Source organism: Arcobacter pernae, assembly GCF_049472135.1.
Lineage (GTDB): Bacteria > Campylobacterota > Campylobacteria > Campylobacterales > Arcobacteraceae > Arcobacter_B.
Genome location: NZ_JBMOVV010000006.1, coordinates 1 through 20,018, shown reverse-complemented (window position 1 = coordinate 20,018; position 20,018 = coordinate 1). Strand labels below are relative to the sequence as shown.

The following is a 20,018-nucleotide window of genomic DNA, read 5'->3' as shown; positions in this document are numbered from 1 at the left end:
ATATTTTAATCAAAATCAATTCTAACTTGAGTTTGACCAGTAGTTCCAAACTCATGGTCTATTCTTTTTGCTATGTCCTTAAAATCAATTCCTTGAACAGTTTTAAGACTATTTAGTATTTGTTTTTTACCATTTATTAACTCTTTTGATTTTATACCATGAGAGATAGATAAACTAGCTTCCACAAAAGCAGAAAGCTTATCACACTGTTTTAAAGCTATGCCATCAATTGTGTTGTATTTATCACTATTATATTTTGAGGTATCTTCTACAACTTTTATTTTATCTTCATAGATTTTATTTAAAAACTCTTCTTTTTGTCCATCATATAAACCTAGTATATAAGAAAATTCATCATGTAAAGACTCCGGAATAAAAGGAAGAATATCATCTTCGATTTTTTGTATTTCATATTCAGCAATAATATCAGATAAATTATCAACTGAGTATTTAACAGGTGTGATAATATCTCTTGTTAAAGCTTCTGGTAAGTCATGAAATAGTGAAGTGAAGAAATTGTTTTGAAGCCTTTTATCGCAAGCATTTATATCTATTGAGAAAAAGTAGCTAAAAACAGCAACTGTTAACATATGACCTAAAACAGATGTTTCTGGAACCCTTGGAGTTTGAGCCCATCTTTTCTGAAATCTTAGTCTACCACTTAAGTCTACTATTTTTGCAAGCTTTTTATTTAAAGCAATTTTTCTAACACCTATTAATTCATAATAGTCCTCAATCTCTTCTTCAACACTTTTTTTAACATCTTCAATATCAGATAAAAAAGTTGAGGTTTGATAAACAATAGAAAATTCCCACTTAGTTGCTAAATAAGAAGCTGCTTTTAGTATAAATCTCTCTTTTTTATACATGTCATTACAGCTTAAGTACTCTTCAAATTTTAAAAGGAAGTTTCCATTATCTATATCTTTTAAAGATGGGCTTAGTTTTGAAATAACCCATTTGTTAATTTCAGCAGATTTTTTTTGTAAAGCTTTTCTAAATACATCAGGTCTTATATCAGTTACAACAACTCTTCTTAGAAACTCAAATATTCCAGCTTCTATTAAGTGCGTAAAGTTTACATCTTTTTCAAGTTTTGCAATAAAGTAAGCGATGATGAACTTATGAGCTTGCTTATCAAGCTCTACAAGTTCAACCATTCTTGGGTAGTCATTCCATCTCTGGATTGAAGCAGATGAAAAAATATCATCTATAATCTTTGGATTTATCATTCTTTATCCTTTGGGTCTTTTTTATCATCACCAAAAAGCATCATTTTCTTACCTAGTAACATTAAAGCTACAACGACAAACATCATTAAATATACTTGCCATGGCTCTCTCATGAAAAATCCTTTATTAATTAGTTTTATGCTCTACAAGAACCCATTTTTCCTAAAGCATTAATTTTCTCTACTCTTCCTTCGTGTCTTCCACCTTCAAAAGAAGCGTTATTCCAAGCATCAACTATAGCTTCAACCATTCCATAACCTGAAACTCTTTCTCCTAAACAAATAACATTTGCATCATTATGTTCTCTTGCCATTTGTGCAGAGTATTCGTTATGACAAAGTGCAGCTCTAATACCATCAAACTTATTTGCAGCCATACTCATACCAATACCAGAACCACAAATTAAAATACCTTTACTCTCTTCATTAGCTAATACATTTTCACAAACTTTTGCAGCAAAATCTGGATAATCAACTCTATCTTTAGTATTTGGTCCTAAATCAATTACTTCATGACCTCTTTTTTCAAATAACTCTTTTACATAAGCTTTAATATCAATACCAGCATGGTCAGCTGCAATAAAATACTTCATTAATAAATTCCTTTTTTATGTTCTATTTTAAACTCTTTATTTTCCATTTCTTCTTCTATTGTTTCAATAGATTTAAACATTCTATCCCATCTAATTTCATAGTTGTCATCCCATGAGAAGTAAATAAACCATGGTTTACCAACTATATATTTATAAGGAACTGTTCCCCAAAATCTTGAATCATTTGAGTGGTCTCTATTATCTCCCATCATAAATGTTTCATCTTCAGGAACTTTAATAGGCATCATATTGAACAGTTCACTTGGGTTTAATCCATTATTTACAACACTTGGATCTGTGTGAATTCCTGGATGATCTTTTTTATATGGATTTACTACCCATAATCTATCACCAACTCTAATGATATTTTCTTTTGGATAGTTTTTTTCTACAAATTCATTTCCTTCTTTTGGATGTAAAAGAAGATTTTTATTTTGAATTGCAATGATATCTCCACCAGTTGCCACGGCTCTTTTTACATAATGAATTTTTTCATTTTTAGGGTATCTAAATACTACGATATCACCTCTTTTAGGTCTATCTCCTTCAATTAAATGACCATTATCATTAAAATCAGGTAGTACTTTTACTTCTAACCATGGAATTCTTGGAGTTGCTATACCATAAGAGAATTTTTTTACAAATAACATATCTCCAATTAATAAAGTGTTCTTCATAGAACCACTTGGAATTACAAATGCTTGTGCAACAAAGAAAATAATTGTTAGTACTATTACTATAGTACCAGTCCAAGAAGCGGACCAGTCATATATTTTTCTAAGCATTTGTACCTTCTCTTTTATCTCTTAATTTTGCAGCTTTAAGAGTATTTTTAAGTAACATACCAATAGTCATTGGTCCAACTCCACCTGGAACAGGAGTAATAAATGAACATTTGTCTTTACAATCTTCAAAATCAGCATCACCTGTTAACTTACCAGTATCAAGTCTGTTAATACCAACATCAATAACAACAGCACCATCTTTTAACATATCACCTTTAAGTAAGTGTGGAACACCAACTGCAATAATTACAATGTCAGCAGCTTTTGTATGAGCACTTAAATCTTTTGTTCTTGAATTACAAACAGTTACAGTTGCTTTTGCATTTGTAAGTAGTGATGCCATAGGTTTACCAACAATATCAGATGAACCAATAACTACACAGTTTTTACCACTTAATTCAATGTTGTGTTCTTCAAACATTCTCATTACACCAAATGGAGTTGCAGGTAAAAATGCATCTAAATTTGAAACCATTCTTCCTACATTGTATGGGTGGAAACCATCAACATCTTTAAGTGGATTGATTGCTTCTAATACTGTAGTAGTATCAATATGTTTTGGTAATGGTAATTGAACTAAAATACCATCAAGTTTTTCATCTTTATTCATTTCATCAATTAGAGCTAATAACTCTTCTTGAGTTGTAGAAGATGGTCTTGTATGAACAACAGAGTAGATACCAGCTGCTTCACAAGCTTTATGTTTACTATTTACATAAGTTGCACTTGCTGCATCGTCACCTACTAATACAACAGCTAAACCTGGAGTGATTCCTTCTTTACTTTTAAGTTCTTCAACTTCAACTCTTACTTCTTCTTTGATTTTTGCAGATAATGCTTTCCCGTCTATTAATGTCATGGAGTTTAACCCTTATTTCTTTATTAATTTTAATGGGATATATTATCTAAAAATCGATTACAAAAAGTTAAACTTAAATTTTAGTAAAACTTAAACAAACTTAAAGTTAATTTCAGATAGAATCGCGCTTCAAATTTAAAAAAAGGATCGTTATGTTAGAGGGTATCGTAAGAGATAGTATGACAAAACAAGCAACTAAAACTTTAAGAAGAGAAGGTTTCTTAATTGCAAACATCTACGGAAAAGGTTTAGAAAACATTTCAGCAGCATTTAAAACAAATGACTTCATTAGATTTATGAAAAACAAAGATAGTTTAGCATTTGATGTAAAAGTTGGAGATAAAGAATTAAAAGTAGTAGTTCAAGAGTACCAAAGATGTCCAATCACTTCTGATTTATTACACGTTGATTTAATGGTAGCACAACCAGGTGTAAGAGCAGCTTACAAAGTTCCTGTAGTAGCAACTGGTATCGCAAAAGGTCTTAAAAATAAAGGTCTTTTAATGATTCACACTAAAAGAGTTCCTGTTAAGTGTACAATTGAAGACTTACCACAAAACTTTACTTTAGAAGTAACTGATTTAGACGTTGGTAACAACATCTTAATTAGAGATTTAGAATTCCCAGAAAATGTTACTTGTTACTTAGACCCAAGAGTTCCAGTTGTTGGTGTAATTAAAGCTAAGTAATTTTAGATTTATGAACTTAATAGTTGGTCTTGGAAATATTGGTGAAAAATACCAATTAACACGACATAATGTAGGATTTTTAGTTATTGATGAGATAACTAAAAATCTTGCTACTGCAAATATAAATAAAGCAAACTTTCACTCAACACTTTTAAAATCAGGTTATAGCCTATATTCAAAACCTACAACTTATATGAATAACTCAGGATTAGCTGTACATGCTATCAAAGAGTATTATAAAATTGATTTAGAAGATATTATTGTTATTCATGATGATTTAGACTTACCTTTTGGAGCTGTAAAGTTCAAAATAGGTGGAGGTCATGGTGGACATAATGGTCTAAGATCACTTGATTCTCATATTGGGAAAGATTATATAAGAATTAGAATTGGTATTGGGAAGCCATCAAATAAAAGTGAAGTAGTAAATTACGTATTAGATAACTTTTCAAAAGAAGAATTAAATAAACTACAAGATATAATACCTCATACTATTAAAGCGATAGAAGCACTTAAAAGTGGGGAAGACATCGCTCAAGTAAAATCTAAATTTACATTGAAATAAGATGAGCATATTAACTAAATATATTTTAAAGAAATACTTACTAAATTTTATTATTGTTTTAATTTCACTTGAACTTTTTTTCGTAGGAATTGATTTTTTACAGAATTTTAAAGATCTACCTAATTCTGCAAACTTACAGTTATTATATCTATTATATAATGGATTTTTTACTTTGACACTTGCTTTACCTTTATCTATCATATTTGGTTGGATAATTACACTTGTATTATTTATTAAAAATAATGAACTTGTTGCTTTTCATGCAGTTGGAAGTACTAGTAGTACAATATATGCACCAATAGTAAAAGTATCGCTGTTTTTACTTACTTTACTTGTTTTAATGCAAGCAACACCTCTAGCTTACTCTTATGACCAGAAAAGAAAGATTGCAAATGGTGAGTATTTTACAAATACAAAATCAGATATTTTTTTAAAATATAACGATAATTATATATATTTTAAAAAACTATTGCCTTTAGAAAAAAAGGCTGAGAATATCCATATTTATAAAGTAAAAGATGGTGATATTTCTCAAACAATAATAGCTAAAAATGCTTATTTTCAAAATGATAGATGGTATGTAGTAGATGCAAAAATTATTACAAAACCATCTAATTTAAATCTTGAAAGCTCAAAATTAGATATAAAATATGAGAAGTTTTTACATACTTTAGATGGATTCAGACCAAAGATTTTAGATAATGTTTATGAGTCAAAATCTAATTTTTCTATTTTTGATGCTACTTCTGCATTAATTTTATTAACAAATCAAGGAATAAATACTGACAAAATTAGAGGGGCTTTATATAATCAAATATTTGTTCCATTTTTTGTAATACCAATTATTTTACTTACATTTGCATATGCATCATTAAATAGTAGGTTCTTTAATATGGGTAAATTTATTTCATTTTCAATTTTTGGAACATTAGTAATTTGGGGTATTTTCTTTATGCTTTTCAAGTTTACAAATGGAGGAATAGTTATTCCTGAAGTATCAATCCTACTTCCAATGATAATTTGGGTAGTATTAGCACTTTATATTTATAATAGAAAAATTAATTCTTAAAAAGGTTTGGATAAAAATGAAATCACATGCAAAAGCATATGGGGTAGTTCCATATTTAGTAGAAAAAAATGATATTAAAATTCTACTATGTAAATCTGTGATGAGTAGAAATAAATGGGGTTGTCTAAAAGGTGTTAAACTAAAAGAAGAAACAGCTTTTGAATGTGCAAAAAGAGAGTTTTTTGAAGAGAGTTCTATTGATATTGAAATTGGCATTTTTGAGGATTATTTTGAACAAATAAATCTGGAAAAGGATGTTGGTATTTGGTTAGTAAATGCTAATAATATAGAAGGTTTACATGAGAAGTTTACAAACTATACTTTAAAAACTAACTATTTATCTTGGGAAAACTCTAAGGTAAAATTCTTTTCTTTAGATGACTTACCTTCATTAAAGAAAAAACAAGTAAAACTTATAAATGAGATTAAGGATTTTTTAAAAAGTAAGAGTCTATACCATTAGCAATTCCTTGTGCTAATAGTTTTTGATACTTACTGTCATAAAGCCTTCTACTCTCAACAGGATGTGACATATATCCTAACTCAACTAATATAGAAGGCATTTGTGCTCCTACAAGAACCCAAAATGGTCCTTCTCTTACTCCTGAGTCTTTTACACCTTTATAACTTGATTTAACTGATTGCAGAAGTCCTGCTTGTACATCAATTGCAAGTTTATGAGATGCTGTAATTCTTGGTCTATTAAGTGACTCTAAAAAGGCTGCTTTTGTTGAATCGCTCATTTTTCTTACATCAACACTATTTTCCTTAGCTGCAACTCTTTTTGCTCTTTCACTCCTTGCAGGACTTAAGAAGAATGTTTCTATTCCAGAAACTTTATTTGCTTTGCTTTTTGGAACAGAGTTAGCATGAATTGATATAAATATATCTGCATTTTTGTCGTTAGCAAGATTTGTTCTATTTCTTACTTTTATAAAGCTATCTCCATGTCTTGTTAGATAAACTTTATAGCCTTTTTTCTTAAGTATATAGTATAGTTGTTTAGATACCTTTAAAGTTACAACCTTCTCATATCTTTTATTTGGTCCAACAGCTCCAACATCTTGTTTTCCATGTCCAGCATCAATTACTATAACTTTGTCTTTAAATGGATTATATGAGCTTTTAACAGCTTGTTTCTTTGGAAGATTTGTTGGTAAGTTCAGAATTTTTATTACTAATTGTTTTTTGTTTACTACATAGATTAGTTTTAAATCTTTTTTATTACTAAGTCTTAGTCTTAAAGTATCTGATTTTATCTGCCCAATAGATATTTTGTCAATTCCTGGCATATCTAACTTAATAGGTTTTGCATAAGCAAATTTACCTTTGATGTCAAAAACTTCATCAATATTTCCTCTGTTTTTATAACTAACATAATCTATGTCATTTTTAGAAACATTTTTATTAAACTCAACAATAATCTTATTATCTTGCGTAAATAGAGTTCTAATAGAGTTTTTTTCATCGATATATTGATTTTTTGCTTTAGTTACTTCAATATTTTCTTCTTTTTTAGTTTCTTGTTTTTCTTCTTTTTTAGTTTCTTGTTTTTTTTCTTTTTTTATAACAATGTCATCAATAGTCAAAATTATTTGTTTATTATCAACAAGATATGAGGTCTTAAGATTTTTTTTATTAGCAATAACAATTCTTAATGTATATGGTTTAAACTGTCCTACAACAATTTTATCTACACCTTTAATAGATATTTTTGTTTCTTTTGCAAAAGGATAATTCCCTTTTAAATCGTATACATCTTTTGTTAAATCTTTATTTTTAAGTTCAAAAAATCTTAACACATCATCATTTGTAACTTTATTTGAATAATTAATTACAACGCTATTTTCAAGTGTGTAAATAGACTCAATTTTATTTTTAGTAGATGTTTGTATAGGTTTAGAATCATTTGATTCTGAAATTTCTTTGCCAATAATTAGAGTTGGATTTTGCTTCTCAAGTAAAATCTCTAACTTCTTTTTATCAGGAGTAGTGTCTTTATTTAGCTTTTCACCTAAAATAATTAGTTTTTTTAATGACTCTATTTTTTGTTCATCATCTTTTTTCAGAACTGCTTTTAGGTAGCTCATTTTAGATGAATGATATTCATCTTTTAAGCTATCACTAAAAGCATTTAAAGTAAATGCTATTAGTATAAGATTAAGAATAAAAAATTTTTTAAAAATTTTTATTCTCCCTTAGTAAGTTTTTCCATTAATTCTTTAACACTAATGATTTTATTGATTCTATATCCATTAGCACCAGTAAAGAATAAACCAGTATCAAGATCACCATTATATGCAGCTCCAAGTCTATCTGCAATACAATAACCAACTGCTTTAGCTTCAACACCTCTATTACATGGTGCTACACAGTTAGAAATACATTGTACTTTTGGAGCTGTATTATTCTCCATTGAGAATTGTAAGTTAGTTCTTACAGACCTAGCAGGTAATCCAACTGGAGATTTTCCTAATTTAATGTCTTTTTCTTCTGCATTTAATAATACATTTTTTAAGTTTGCATGGGCATCACACTCGAAAGTACCAATAAATCTTGTTGCCATTTGTACTCCTGTACAACCTAAAGCAATAAATTTATCAATATCATTTTTATCCCAAACTCCACCAGCAGCAATAATTGGAATATCTTCTCCCCAATTTTTAGCCTCTTCAATTACAGGTCCCACAATATTTTCTAATTGGAACTCTTCTTTGAAACAATCTTCATATTTAAATCCTTGGTGTCCTCCACTTAAAGGACCCTCAACGATAATTGCATCTGGAATTCTATTATATTTTTTCCATTTTTTACAGATTAGTTTTAATGCTCTAGCACTTGATACGATTGGAACTAGTGCTACATCTGGATAATCTTGTGTAAATTCAGGCATATTTGTAGGAAGTCCTGCTCCTGTAATAATAATATTAATACCAGCTTCACATGCATCTTTTACCATTCTTCCATAGTCATTACACGCATATAAAATATTACAAGCTAATGGAGCATCTCCACAAATTTTTCTTGCATTTTCTACAATTTCAAAGAATGCATCTCTTGAATAAAAATTCATTACATCTTTTGGCTTGTCTTTTCTCATTACAACTTGAACATTTTCACTTTTGTTTCTATAGTAACCAGTTCCTACAGAAGAGATAACACCTAAACCACCTTCTTTACTTACGTTTCCAGCTAATTGATCCCAACTTATTCCTACACCCATTCCTCCTTGGATAATTGGATGTTTTATTTCATATTTACCTATTTTCAAAATTAGCCCTTATTTATTTTATTAATATCTTAGCGAAATTCTTTTTACCTTTTTGTAAAATATACTCACCTTTTTCTAAATTTAGTTTATCATCTGTTACTTTTTGTTGATTTATTTTTACGGCACCAGCTTTTACATCTCTTCTAGCTTGAGATGTAGAATTTACAAGATTAGAGTCAACTAATACTTGACAAATCCAAGAATCACCATCAAAAGAGTATTCATCCATTTCTGTTGGTATATCTTTTTTAGCAAAAACTTTTTTAAACTCTTGTTTCGCTTTTTCACCTTCACCTTCACCATGATATCTATCAACAATTTCAACAGCTAACATATCTTTTGCATCTTTCGGGTGAACTTCTTTTGTTTCAACAGCATTTCTTAACTCTTCAATCTCTTTTAAAGATTTAGAAGATAATAACTCAAAGTATCTCCACATTAATTCATCACTAATTGATAACACTTTACCAAACATATCAAATGCTTCATCAGTTACACCAATATAGTTACCTAATGATTTAGACATCTTTTGAACACCATCTAAACCTTCTAAGATTGGCATCATTAAAACTGCTTGTTGTTTTTTACAGTTATAAGCTTTTTGTAAAGTTCTTCCCATTAATAAGTTGAATTTTTGATCTGTTCCACCCATTTCAATATCTGTATTCATTGCAACTGAATCATATCCTTGTAATAGAGGGTATGTAAATTCACTTACTGCAATTGGAGTGTTTGATGCATATCTTTTTGCAAAATCATCTCTTTCTAACATTCTAGCAACTGTTAAGTTTGAAGCTAAGTTAATCATTCCTGCTGTTCCTAGCTCTTTTAACCATTGCGAGTTAAACATAACTTTTGTTTTTTCTGGGTCTAAAATTTTAAATACTTGTTCTTTATATGTCTCTGCATTTTGTAAAACTTGCTCAGTACTTAAAACTTTTCTAGTTTCACTTTTTCCTGTTGGATCACCAATTGTTGCTGTAAAGTCACCAATTAAGAACTGTACAATACCTCCAAATTTTTGGAAAGTAGCCATTTTTTGAATTAGAACTGTATGTCCTAAGTGTAAATCAGGAGCAGTTGGATCGAATCCAGCTTTTACATAGAAGTTTTCACCTGTTTCAAAATATCTTCTTACAAGCTTTTCAATTCTTTCAGTATCAATTATTTCAGCAGTTCCTCTTTGGATTTCTGCTAATGCTTCTTGTATTTTCTGTTCCATAAACTTCTTTTATCCTTTGCTTAATTTTTATATGCGTCTTTTTTTGAAAAAAACTCTATTACTTTTACTTTTTTCTCTATAAGTCGTCTAACTTCATCTATATTTGATTTATTAATCTCAAACTCTATATCACAGTATTGTCTATATGAGTGCTTTTGTCTACCATAATCTATTGATAATATATAACCTTCATATTGACTCATATAAGTTAATAGTCTTGCTAGTTCACCTTTTGTATTTGGAAGGCTTACAAGCATTTTATATTGATACAGAGTATCTCTTGTCCATTTACAAAATAGCATTTGATGTTTTTGTTTGATTCTTTCATATGCTTTATCACACATTTTGTGATGTAAAATAGCTTCATTGCCATTTCTAAATGCTACTATGTCATCACCGAATTTAGGGTGACAACAGTGGTCAAATGATACAGAATTAATACTAAAATTTGAATATACTAATATATTGTCAAATTTATACTCTTTAACTTTACTAGTTAAGATTTTAAATCTTGTAACAATTCCTTTATCTTTTACTATACTTTTTTCAACAGTTTGCTTTACATATTTAAAGTATTCAAGTATTTCTGGTACTTTATATGGAGCTTCAAAAGGATATTTTTTTGATACTTCATTATGATATCTCGAAAAAATAGTATCAATAATATTCTTTCCAGACATTTCATCTATCTCTTTTTTTCTGTGAGTACATAAAAACTTTATTTGTTTTCTTGCTCTTGATGTTTTAACCATATCGTACCAAGTACATCTAGCAATTTCATGTGTCCCTGTTTCAATTGAAACTATATCTGTACTTTTAAGTTCAGTTAATAAAGGTTTTTTTATTTTATTGATATAACAAGCAGTTGCTTTTTTACCAATATCACTATGAATAGCAAATGCAAAATCATATGCTGTTGAACCTAAAGGTAAATTAAATGTTTCACCTTTTGGAGAATAAACTACTATATCTTCTCCATGTAAATCATTTTTTGTATCTTGATAAAACTCTTCAATATTTTCGTTTGAAAACTCTAAAGATTTTAACCAATTAAGATTTGTAGTATTTTTAGCACCTGATTTATATTTCCAGTGTGCTGCAATACCAAACTCTGCAACTTTATTCATTTCAAAAGATCTAATTTGAATTTCATAAATCTTTGAGTTTGAGAATACTGTTGTATGAATAGTTTGATACCCATTCTCTTTTGGTGTGGCTACATAATCTTTAAATCTTGATATTAGTGGTTTAAATTCTAAATGAATAAAACCTAAAGCTTTATAACAAGCAATATCATCTTCAACTAAAATTCTAATAGCAAATAAATCTAGTACTTCATCTATAGAAATACCTTTTCTTTGCATTTTTAAATAAATAGAGTAGTGGTGTTTTACTCTACTGTAAATTTTGAATTTATCTGGATCAAAACCATTTTTTTCTAAAAGTTTTGTTGTTGTTGAAATAAAATTATTGAAGTTTAATTGCATTGCATGCTGTTGTTCTTCTAAAAATTGATCAATCTTTTTATATTCATTTGGATAGATATAATAAAAGGCTAAATCTTCTAATGCATTTTTTAAAGTAGAGATACCTAGCCTATTTGCAATTGGTACATAAACAACTAAAGTCTCTTCAGCAATTCTTTTTTGCTTATTTGCAGGAAGTGCTGATAAAGTTAGCATATTATGTAATCTATCACAAAGTTTTACAACTAAAACTCTTACATCATCAATAGAAGCAATAAGCATCTTTCTAAATGTTAATGCAGAAGATATAAGTTTTGAATCGTTTGTACTATTAGATGGGATAAATTCACTCTCTCTGATTTCAACAATTTTTGTTAAACCATCAACCATATGAGCAACATCGCTTCCCCATTGCTCTTTTATATAATTAAGTGAAAACTCTGTATCTTCTACAACATCATGAAGTAGGGCAGTTGCTATAATAGCCTCTTCTTGAGAAAAATGTGCAGTAATACAGGCAACTAGAATAGGATGGACACTATAAGGTTCACCACTCTTTCTAAACTGACCTTCGTGAGCTTCTATGATAAAATTGATTAAATCTTGTAGTTTAGGGGAAAGGTTTGTTTGATTTTGAAGTTCTGCAAGTGCATCTTCAATAGTATTAATTTTTTGAATTTTTGTAATAAATGGATCCATGATCACCAACTATGTTATAAAAGCTTAACGCTTTTATAACTATTCTTGCTCTACAAAACCATCAATTTTTAATAAACCATTTGCAATTTCATCAATTGCAATATCAGTATATTTCATGTTTTGTGTATTTTGTTCTAATAATGGCTTTGCACCTTTACTTAATTCATCAGCTCTTTGACCAACAGCAATAGCTAGAATGTATCTATCATTATTTACTTGTTTTAAGGCTTTAGTCATTCTCTCTTCTAATCTCATCATTGAAAATCCTTTTTAATTTCTATTTTACAATTGAACATTTACTGTAATCACCATTGATGATGTTAAGTAAATTATGTTTTTCATTCATGTTTGCTACAACAATTGGAAGGTTATTGTCTTTTGCAAGTGCAATTGCAGTATCATCCATAACTTTGATATGATCTTCTAAAGCTTTATCATATGAAATTGTGTCAAGTTTAACTGCATCATCATATTTCATAGGGTCTTTATCATATACTCCATCAACTTTAGTAGCTTTGATTAGCATAGATGCTCCAATCTCAGTAGCTCTTAAAGTTGCAGCTGTATCAGTTGTAAAGTATGGGTTACCAGTTCCCGCACTAAAAATTACAACTCTACCTTTTTCTAAGTGTCTCATTGCTTTTCTTACAATAAATGGTTCAGCAATTTGTTCCATTTTGATTGCAGTTTGTAATCTTGCACTTAAACCTTTATGTTCTAGTGCTTCTTGCATTGCAACACCGTTTATAACAGTTCCTAACATACCCATATAATCAGCACTAGTTCTTTTAATAACACCATCAGCAGCAGCAGAAACACCTCTAATGATATTTCCACCACCAATAACGATACCAACTTCAATACCATTATCAACTAGTTCTTTAATCTCATCTGCGATATAGTCTAAAATCTTAGTATCTATACCGTAACCTTCAGCACCAGCTAATGCTTCTCCAGAAAATTTTACAAGTACTCTTTTATTCATCTATGTTCCTTTACAATTTTGCGATTATATCTAAGTTTAGATTAATATTTAATTAACAAAACTTTAACTTAATGCCCATTCATAAAAGGGAAGAACATTTACTTTGAATTTTTTATGTTTTATTATTTCTGTATTTGAAATAGTAATAATAAAAAGTTCTTCAATATTATGTTCACTCATATTTCTATAGATTTTTTTTAGTGCAGAATTCATTAAAAAAGTATTGAAAAATGGAATTGCAACAATTGCTTGACTATCTTCTTTTATATAAAAATCTATATAGTCTAAGTAAAAAATCTCTTTATTTTTATGAATAAGTTCTAAAAAAACCATATTAGTAAACTCATTTTTAAACTTTTTTGTATGACTTATTACATTTAAAAATGAGTGATTATATGAGTATATTTTTTTTGTGGCTTTTTCTTGATTATATTTTGCCAAAAAATATATAGAACTCTCTTTTTCTAAATTTTTACATGTTTCATAAAACTTGTCTTTTGATATTTTTATTTTAGTTTTTAAGGTATTGAACATTTGAAATAAAGATTTTTTTTCATCAATATTTTCAAATAAAATATTTAAAATTTCATAGTGAGTATCATCTTTTGCTTGAAGTTTAATAATCTCTTGCAATCTTTGTATTTTTCTATGCTCGTCAAAGTTTAGAATCTCAGGTAAGTTACCGTATTTAAGGAAGTTATTAAAACTTTGTGTTGTGTTTTGGTATCTTTTATCATGAAGTAAATACTCTTCAAAATCAAGAGGAAGTACTGTAATATATCTAAAACCTTTTAGAGTTTTTTCAATATTCGAACTTATAATAATACTTTCACAATAAGGAATATTAAAACTAAAATCAAAGTTTTCAAGTACTAATACTTTTATTTTTTTTTCTCTTAGAAATTCATCTAAAAAAATTTCAATCTCTTTTTTATCATTTCTTGGATCATTAAAATCTATATAGATATATTCTTCTGTTTTAAAGTTTGATAAGTAGTCATAAATTAAAAAACTTTTTCCTACTTTTGAAGCACCTTTTATAATGGTTTTTGGATGTGTAACTCTTATTTTTCGCTCTATGAAATTAATTTTTGAGAAATTAATTTCATAACAAGCTTCTAGTGTTTTCATTTATTAGTTGCTAAAAAAACAGCCTCTTTTATTGCATTTACATAACTTTTAGTATTAAGTTTTTGATTCTTATATGCAATATTAAAAGCTGTCCCATGATCTACTGATGTTCTAATAATTGGCAGGTTTAAACTTACATTTATACTTTGGTCAAAGTATAAAGCTTTTAATGGAGCTAAACCTTGGTCATGATACATAGCTACGAAATATTTATAGTTTTTTCTAGACATTGGTGAAAATGCAGTATCTGGAACTAAAGGACCTTTAAAAATCTCTTTGTTTAGAATTTTATTAGCATTTTTAATTGCTTTAAATATTTGAACTTCTTCTTCTCCTAAAACTCCATTATCACTTGCATGGGGATTTAATCCTAGTACACCAATATTTTCTGATTTAACATTTTTAAAATAATCTATTAAAAATTGTGTTAAATCTTCTTCATTAACTTTTTTAGCTACTTTTCTTAATGGTATATGTTCTGTAAATAAACCAACAAAAAGTTTTTTACATCCAAGCATCATTATCGCATTTTTCCCAAAGTAGTCTCTTAATACCTCAGTATGTCCCTTATATTTTATATCTGCTTTGTTCCATGACTCTTTATTTATAGGAAGTGTACAAATAGCATCTACTTCTTTCTTGTCTGCTAATGTGATAGCTTCCATAAAAGAATCATAAGAGTATTTACCAGCTTTTTTAGTAACAATACCTGGCTTTATATCATGTTCACCTTTTACTTTTGTAGTATTGAAATTATTTGGAATTTCAAGGTTTAATTCACTTGCTGCTTTTTTAAGCATTTTGTTACTAATACAATAAATGGGCTCACAATATTTTGTAATCTTATCATGACATCTTAAGGCAATTTCAATACCAATACCATTTAAATCACCAATACTAATAGCTATTTTAGGTTTCATTTCTTACCTTACTTAGTTAAGTTTTTCATTTCAATAATTGCATCTTTAAGGCCTGTAAATACAGATCTAGCAACTATGCTTTGACCAATATTTAACTCTTCTATTCCATCAATATTTGTAATTAAGTTTACATTTTGATAATTAAGACCATGTCCAGCAGCAACTTTTAAATTTAAAGTTTTTGCATAAGACGTAGCTTCGTCAATCTCTTCAATAGAATTATCAAGTTTAGTTTTAAGTTCACTTTTTGGTAGTTCAAGTTCTTTAATACTATGATGAGTATTCTTAAGATTTGAGTTTAGCATTGCATAGATATTAGCAAATGTACCAGTATGTAATTCAATCCATTCTACTTCAAGACCTTTAGATAGTTCAATCATTTTTAAATCAGGGTCAATAAATAAAGATACTTCAATTTCATTTTCATGAAGTTTTTTTACAGCATTTTGAATTTTATCAAAATATTTAGATAAGTCTAATCCACCCTCTGTTGTAACTTCTTCTCTTTTTTCTGGAACTAAAGTTGCACGTGCTGGTTTTAAATCACATACTATATTAATAATATCTTCATCAATTGCACACTCTAAGTTTACAGGAAGTGCAGATTGTTCAATAATAACTTTTGCATCATTATCATGAATATGTCTTCTATCTTCTCTTAGGTGAATAGTAATCTGGTCAGCACCAGCTAATTTACAAATACTTACAGCATCTAATGGGTTGGGGTCGTTGATTTTTCTAGCTTCTCTTAATACAGCAATGTGGTCTATATTTACGCCAAGTAACAAAGTAGGTCCTTTAATATTGGATTATTTCAATGATGAAATCATATCCAATATTAAATAAAGAAGAGAATAAAGTTTAGTTTTTTAAGATAAGCCTTTTAGTGTTGCAATATTTGCAGCAAGTTTATTATGAACTTCTAGATATTCATCTTCAGGTTTAGAGTCAGCAACAACTCCTGCACCTGCTTGGAAGATAACTGTATCATCTGTAAGCATAGTAGTTCTAATAGTAATACAGCTATCCATATTTCCATCAAATCCAAAGTATCCAATACTTCCAGAGTAGAAGTTTCTTTTTATACCTTCAAATTCAGCGATAAGTTCCATTGCTCTAATCTTAGGAGCTCCTGTCATAGTTCCAGCTGTGAATGTTGCCATAAATAAATCAAACATATCATATTTTGAATCATCAATAACAGCTTCAACATCAGATACAATATGCATTACATGTGAATACTTTTCAATTCTCATTAAATCTGTAACTTTAACTGTTCCTGGTTTTGCAACTCTTCCTACATCATTTCTTCCAAGATCAACTAGCATTAAATGCTCAGCATTCTCTTTTTCATCATTTTTAAGTTCATTTTCCATTTGAAGATCTTTTTCTAAAGTTCTTCCTCTTTTTCTAGTCCCTGCTATTGGTCTTAATAGTAAGTGACCATCAACAAGTTTTACCATAACCTCAGGTGAACTTCCTGCTATACAGAAGTCCTCAAATTCAAGGAAAACTAAATAAGGACTAGGATTTTTACTTCGAAGTGATCTATAAAAACTTAAGTTATCAACTTTTGCTTTTTGTACAAATCTGTTTGACATTAAAATTTGGAAAACATCTCCAGATTTAATCATTTCTTTAGATTTTGCAACCATTTCAAAAAATTCATCTTTTGTGAAGTTGAATTTTCCTTCATCTAAAATTTCAGCTTTTTTAGGTGCTTCATATTTGTAAGGTGTATAAAGTTCTTGTTCAATTTTATCTAATTCTTCTTTTGCTGAATCTACAGATGTAAGCATAATAAGTTTAGATGTCTTATGTGAAAAACCTAAAATAATTGTAGGTCTAATTAAGTCTAAATCAGGAATATTCAGTTGGTCTTCTAGTTTATCCATTGATTTTTTAAGTGTTGGTTCAAACTCTTTTCCAATATCATAACCAATATTTCCAATAAAACCATCCACAAAACCAATTCCTAGTTCTTGAGCTTTTTGTTTATAAAAATCTTTATCAAAGTTTTTATAATAGTTTTGTAGAAATTTTAAAGGGTTGGAATCTACTTCTTTTACAAGACCCTCTTCATTTTTAAAGTAACATACACCATCTTTGTACCAAACCCTCTCTCTATCTTTAATAACTATAAAAGAGTAGTTACCATCACTAGAATTGATAGTACTTTCAAATAAAAATGTTACATCATTTTTATATAGGGCTTTAACCTTTTCATAAATTGAAACAGGTGTAAATTGGTCTAAAAACAGTTCTTTACTATAAAAATTCATTAATCATCCAGTTTAAAATTTAAGAACATAAGCACTGCTTAGGTTCAGTTTTTTCTTAATTTCATCAATACTCTGTTTAGCAATAGCTCTTGAAGAGTATGGACCTATTAGTACTTTATTGTACATTTTACCTTTTACTTCAACTTTATATATTTTATATTTTAAATTAGCATCTCTAATTTTACTTATATAATTAGCACTTGGAGTTTTAGTAAAGGCACCAATTTGTACAAAGTAACCTTTTGGTGCTGCATCAGAAGTGCTTTGCATTAAATCTTTAATACTCTTTTTAGGCTCTTCTTTTTTTACTACTTTAGGTTCTTCTTTGATTATCTCTTTTTTTATTTCTTCTTTTTTCTCTTCTACTTCTTTTTTCTTTTGCTCTTTAATTTTAGCAATTGTAGCATCTAAGTCACTCTCTTGAATAGAAGACTCTTCTTTTGGTTTTTCTTCTTCTTGAATAACACTTTGTTTAATTTCATTTAGTTTTTCTTCAGAGATTATCTCTTCATCATCACTACTTTTTTTAACTCTGTCATTCATGATTTTTTGGAAGTTTTCTTCAATATTTGCATCTTCTCCAGATTGAGAGAACTCTGTTCCATTTTGATTTGATGTAAAAGGATCTTCTTTTGGACTATCAGTTAAAAGGCGAATTACTATGATAGTTAATAAAAATACAACAACTAGTACTAAACCTAAAATTAAATATTTTTTCTTATTCTCTTCATTTGATTTTGAAGATTGAAGCATAATATTATCTAATTCTTGTTCAGTTGGGTCTTCATGAACTCTTTGAGATTTAGCAGAAACATTATTTAGATTAGGAGAAGTTGAAGAACCAATTTGGCTCTCAACTTCTTCTAATTCATTTAGTTTTTGTTCTAATTCTTCTCTTTCTTGATGTACTTGGATTTTTTTTAAAAAATCATCGCCTTTAATTTCCATTATTGATCCTTATTTATCAAAATTTAGTAAGTAGACTGATTGTAAATAACAAAGTTAGAAGCTAAGTCTTTAAGTTCAGCTTTAACACTTGCTTGTAATTCAGTGTTTTCAATATCATCTAATACATCAGCAATTTTGTTTGCAATGAATTCAAACTCTTTCTCTTTCATTCCTCTTGCTGTTAATGCTGGTGATCCAATTCTAACACCTGATGTTACAAATGGTGATCTTGTTTCACCTGGTACTGTGTTTTTATTTACTGTGATACCTGCATTTTGTAATGCTGCATCTGCATCTTTACCTGAGAAATCTTTGTTTAAGAAAGATACTAATACTAAGTGGTTATCTGTTCCACCTGATACTATGTCATATCCTCTTGAAACTAATACTTCACCTAATTTTGCTGCATTTGCTTTTACTTGCTTAGCATAGTCTTTCCACTCAGGAGCTAAAATCTCTTTAAATGCTACTGCTTTTGCAGCCATTACATGTACTAATGGTCCACCTTGTAATCCTGGGAAAATTGCTGAATTAATTTTCTTTGCAATCTCTTCATCATTAGTCATAATCATACCACCTCTTGGACCTCTTAAAGTCTTGTGAGTTGTAGTAGTAACTACGTCTGCATATGGGAATGGAGATTGGTGCTCACCTGCAGCAACTAATCCTGCAATGTGTGCGATATCTGCAAATAAAATTGCTCCTACTGCATCTGCAATTTCTCTGAATTTAGAAAAATCAATCTCTCTTGCGTAAGCTGAAGCTCCACATACAATGATTTTTGGTTGAGTAATTTTAGCAATTTCCATTACTTTATCATAGTTAATTCTACCATCTAATTCAACACCGTAGTAGAATGCTTGGTAGTTTTTACCTGAGAATGATGGTTTAGAACCGTGAGTTAAGTGACCACCATGAGATAAATCCATACCTAAGATTTTATCACCAGCTTTTAATAATGCAGCATAAACTGCACCATTTGCTTGAGAACCTGAGTGAGGTTGAACGTTAGCATAGTTACATCCAAAGATTTCACAAGCTCTGTCAATTGCTAATTGCTCAGCAGCATCAGCAAATTCACATCCACCATAATATCTTTTATAAGGGTAACCTTCTGCATATTTGTTTGTAAAAACAGAACCCATTGTTTCCATAACTGCTGGAGAAGTAAAGTTCTCTGATGCAATCATTTCTAAATGTGTTGTTTGTCTTTCTAACTCTTGCTCAACGATATCAAATATCTCTTTATCTGCCTCTTTTAATGATGCGCTTGATATGTAGCTCATTTTCTACCTTTTTAATT

Annotated in this window: 20 protein-coding genes; 4 read left to right on the top strand and 16 right to left on the bottom strand. The window is 28.9% G+C overall.

Features of this window, described 5'->3' with window-relative positions; all coding sequences use genetic code 11:
* Nucleotides 1-5 precede the first annotated feature (5 nt).
* The 4 genes from ACH5BF_RS08175 to folD all read right to left on the bottom strand — a co-directional run bounded on the left by ACH5BF_RS08175 (nucleotide 6) and on the right by folD (nucleotide 3,468).
* Nucleotides 6-1,232 carry an HD domain-containing protein gene (locus ACH5BF_RS08175; RefSeq protein ID WP_423273722.1) on the bottom strand — a complete coding sequence of 409 codons (1,227 nt, stop codon included), beginning with the start codon at nucleotides 1,230-1,232 and terminating at the stop codon, nucleotides 6-8.
* A gap of 136 nt (nucleotides 1,233-1,368) precedes the next feature.
* Complete coding sequence (gene rpiB / locus ACH5BF_RS08170; protein WP_423273721.1) at nucleotides 1,369-1,824, bottom strand: ribose 5-phosphate isomerase B; 456 nt, start codon at nucleotides 1,822-1,824, stop codon at nucleotides 1,369-1,371.
* A complete protein-coding gene (gene lepB / locus ACH5BF_RS08165) occupies nucleotides 1,824-2,609 on the bottom strand; it encodes a signal peptidase I (RefSeq protein ID WP_423273720.1) in 786 nt (261 codons plus the stop codon). The genes rpiB and lepB overlap by 1 nt, the downstream gene beginning before the upstream one ends.
* On the bottom strand, nucleotides 2,602-3,468 hold the full coding sequence (folD, locus tag ACH5BF_RS08160; protein ID WP_423273719.1) for a bifunctional methylenetetrahydrofolate dehydrogenase/methenyltetrahydrofolate cyclohydrolase FolD: 867 nt from the start codon (nucleotides 3,466-3,468) through the stop codon (nucleotides 2,602-2,604). Before folD ends, lepB begins: the two co-directional genes overlap by 8 nt.
* Nucleotides 3,469-3,620: 152 nt before the next feature.
* On the opposite strand from folD, the gene ACH5BF_RS08155 reads away from it, so the two are divergent.
* From ACH5BF_RS08155 to ACH5BF_RS08140, 4 genes are read left to right on the top strand one after another with little or no spacing between them, the layout of a single operon-like run.
* Nucleotides 3,621-4,157, top strand: coding sequence for a 50S ribosomal protein L25/general stress protein Ctc (locus ACH5BF_RS08155; protein ID WP_423273718.1), 537 nt, complete (start codon nucleotides 3,621-3,623; stop codon nucleotides 4,155-4,157).
* A gap of 10 nt (nucleotides 4,158-4,167) precedes the next feature.
* Nucleotides 4,168-4,722, top strand: a complete 555-nt coding sequence (pth, locus tag ACH5BF_RS08150; protein ID WP_423273717.1) for an aminoacyl-tRNA hydrolase — start codon at nucleotides 4,168-4,170, stop codon at nucleotides 4,720-4,722.
* A gap of 1 nt (nucleotide 4,723) precedes the next feature.
* Nucleotides 4,724-5,791, top strand: a complete 1,068-nt coding sequence (locus ACH5BF_RS08145; RefSeq protein WP_423273716.1) for an LptF/LptG family permease — start codon at nucleotides 4,724-4,726, stop codon at nucleotides 5,789-5,791.
* Nucleotides 5,792-5,807: 16 nt separating this feature from the next.
* Nucleotides 5,808-6,254: an NUDIX domain-containing protein gene (locus ACH5BF_RS08140; protein WP_423273715.1), complete on the top strand. Its 447-nt coding sequence runs from the start codon at nucleotides 5,808-5,810 to the stop codon at nucleotides 6,252-6,254.
* Here the strand turns inward: ACH5BF_RS08140 and ACH5BF_RS08135 are convergent.
* From ACH5BF_RS08135 to ACH5BF_RS08080, 12 genes are all read right to left on the bottom strand, one after another.
* The gene (locus ACH5BF_RS08135) at nucleotides 6,217-7,881 is read right to left on the bottom strand and encodes an N-acetylmuramoyl-L-alanine amidase family protein (protein ID WP_423273714.1); all 1,665 of its coding nucleotides are present in this window, start codon (nucleotides 7,879-7,881) and stop codon (nucleotides 6,217-6,219) included. The two genes, ACH5BF_RS08140 and ACH5BF_RS08135, sit on opposite strands and share 38 nt — an antisense overlap.
* A gap of 98 nt (nucleotides 7,882-7,979) precedes the next feature.
* Nucleotides 7,980-9,062: a nitronate monooxygenase gene (locus ACH5BF_RS08130; protein WP_423273713.1), complete on the bottom strand. Its 1,083-nt coding sequence runs from the start codon at nucleotides 9,060-9,062 to the stop codon at nucleotides 7,980-7,982.
* A 13-nt stretch (nucleotides 9,063-9,075) separates the two neighbouring features.
* Nucleotides 9,076-10,284, bottom strand: a complete 1,209-nt coding sequence (gene tyrS, locus ACH5BF_RS08125) for a tyrosine--tRNA ligase (RefSeq protein WP_423273712.1) — start codon at nucleotides 10,282-10,284, stop codon at nucleotides 9,076-9,078.
* A 20-nt stretch (nucleotides 10,285-10,304) separates the two neighbouring features.
* Nucleotides 10,305-12,449, bottom strand: coding sequence for a RelA/SpoT family protein (locus ACH5BF_RS08120; protein WP_423273711.1), 2,145 nt, complete (start codon nucleotides 12,447-12,449; stop codon nucleotides 10,305-10,307).
* A 39-nt stretch (nucleotides 12,450-12,488) separates the two neighbouring features.
* Nucleotides 12,489-12,707, bottom strand: coding sequence for a DNA-directed RNA polymerase subunit omega (locus ACH5BF_RS08115; protein WP_423273710.1), 219 nt, complete (start codon nucleotides 12,705-12,707; stop codon nucleotides 12,489-12,491).
* A gap of 19 nt (nucleotides 12,708-12,726) precedes the next feature.
* Nucleotides 12,727-13,434, bottom strand: coding sequence for a UMP kinase (pyrH, locus tag ACH5BF_RS08110; protein WP_423273709.1), 708 nt, complete (start codon nucleotides 13,432-13,434; stop codon nucleotides 12,727-12,729).
* Nucleotides 13,435-13,497: 63 nt separating this feature from the next.
* The gene (locus ACH5BF_RS08105; RefSeq protein ID WP_423273708.1) at nucleotides 13,498-14,565 is read right to left on the bottom strand and encodes an AAA family ATPase; all 1,068 of its coding nucleotides are present in this window, start codon (nucleotides 14,563-14,565) and stop codon (nucleotides 13,498-13,500) included.
* A complete protein-coding gene (pdxA, locus tag ACH5BF_RS08100) occupies nucleotides 14,562-15,485 on the bottom strand; it encodes a 4-hydroxythreonine-4-phosphate dehydrogenase (protein ID WP_423273707.1) in 924 nt (307 codons plus the stop codon). The genes ACH5BF_RS08105 and pdxA overlap by 4 nt, the downstream gene beginning before the upstream one ends.
* Before the next feature lie 8 nt (nucleotides 15,486-15,493).
* On the bottom strand, nucleotides 15,494-16,273 hold the full coding sequence (locus ACH5BF_RS08095) for a pyridoxine 5'-phosphate synthase (RefSeq protein WP_423273706.1): 780 nt from the start codon (nucleotides 16,271-16,273) through the stop codon (nucleotides 15,494-15,496).
* An 81-nt stretch (nucleotides 16,274-16,354) separates the two neighbouring features.
* Nucleotides 16,355-17,767 (bottom strand): anthranilate synthase component I family protein, encoded by a 1,413-nt coding sequence (locus tag ACH5BF_RS08090; RefSeq protein WP_423273705.1) that lies wholly within the window; start codon nucleotides 17,765-17,767, stop codon nucleotides 16,355-16,357.
* A 12-nt stretch (nucleotides 17,768-17,779) separates the two neighbouring features.
* Nucleotides 17,780-18,715: an SPOR domain-containing protein gene (locus ACH5BF_RS08085; RefSeq protein ID WP_423273704.1), complete on the bottom strand. Its 936-nt coding sequence runs from the start codon at nucleotides 18,713-18,715 to the stop codon at nucleotides 17,780-17,782.
* Between the two features lie 23 nt (nucleotides 18,716-18,738).
* Complete coding sequence (locus ACH5BF_RS08080; protein ID WP_423273498.1) at nucleotides 18,739-20,001, bottom strand: serine hydroxymethyltransferase; 1,263 nt, start codon at nucleotides 19,999-20,001, stop codon at nucleotides 18,739-18,741.
* Nucleotides 20,002-20,018 lie beyond the last annotated feature (17 nt).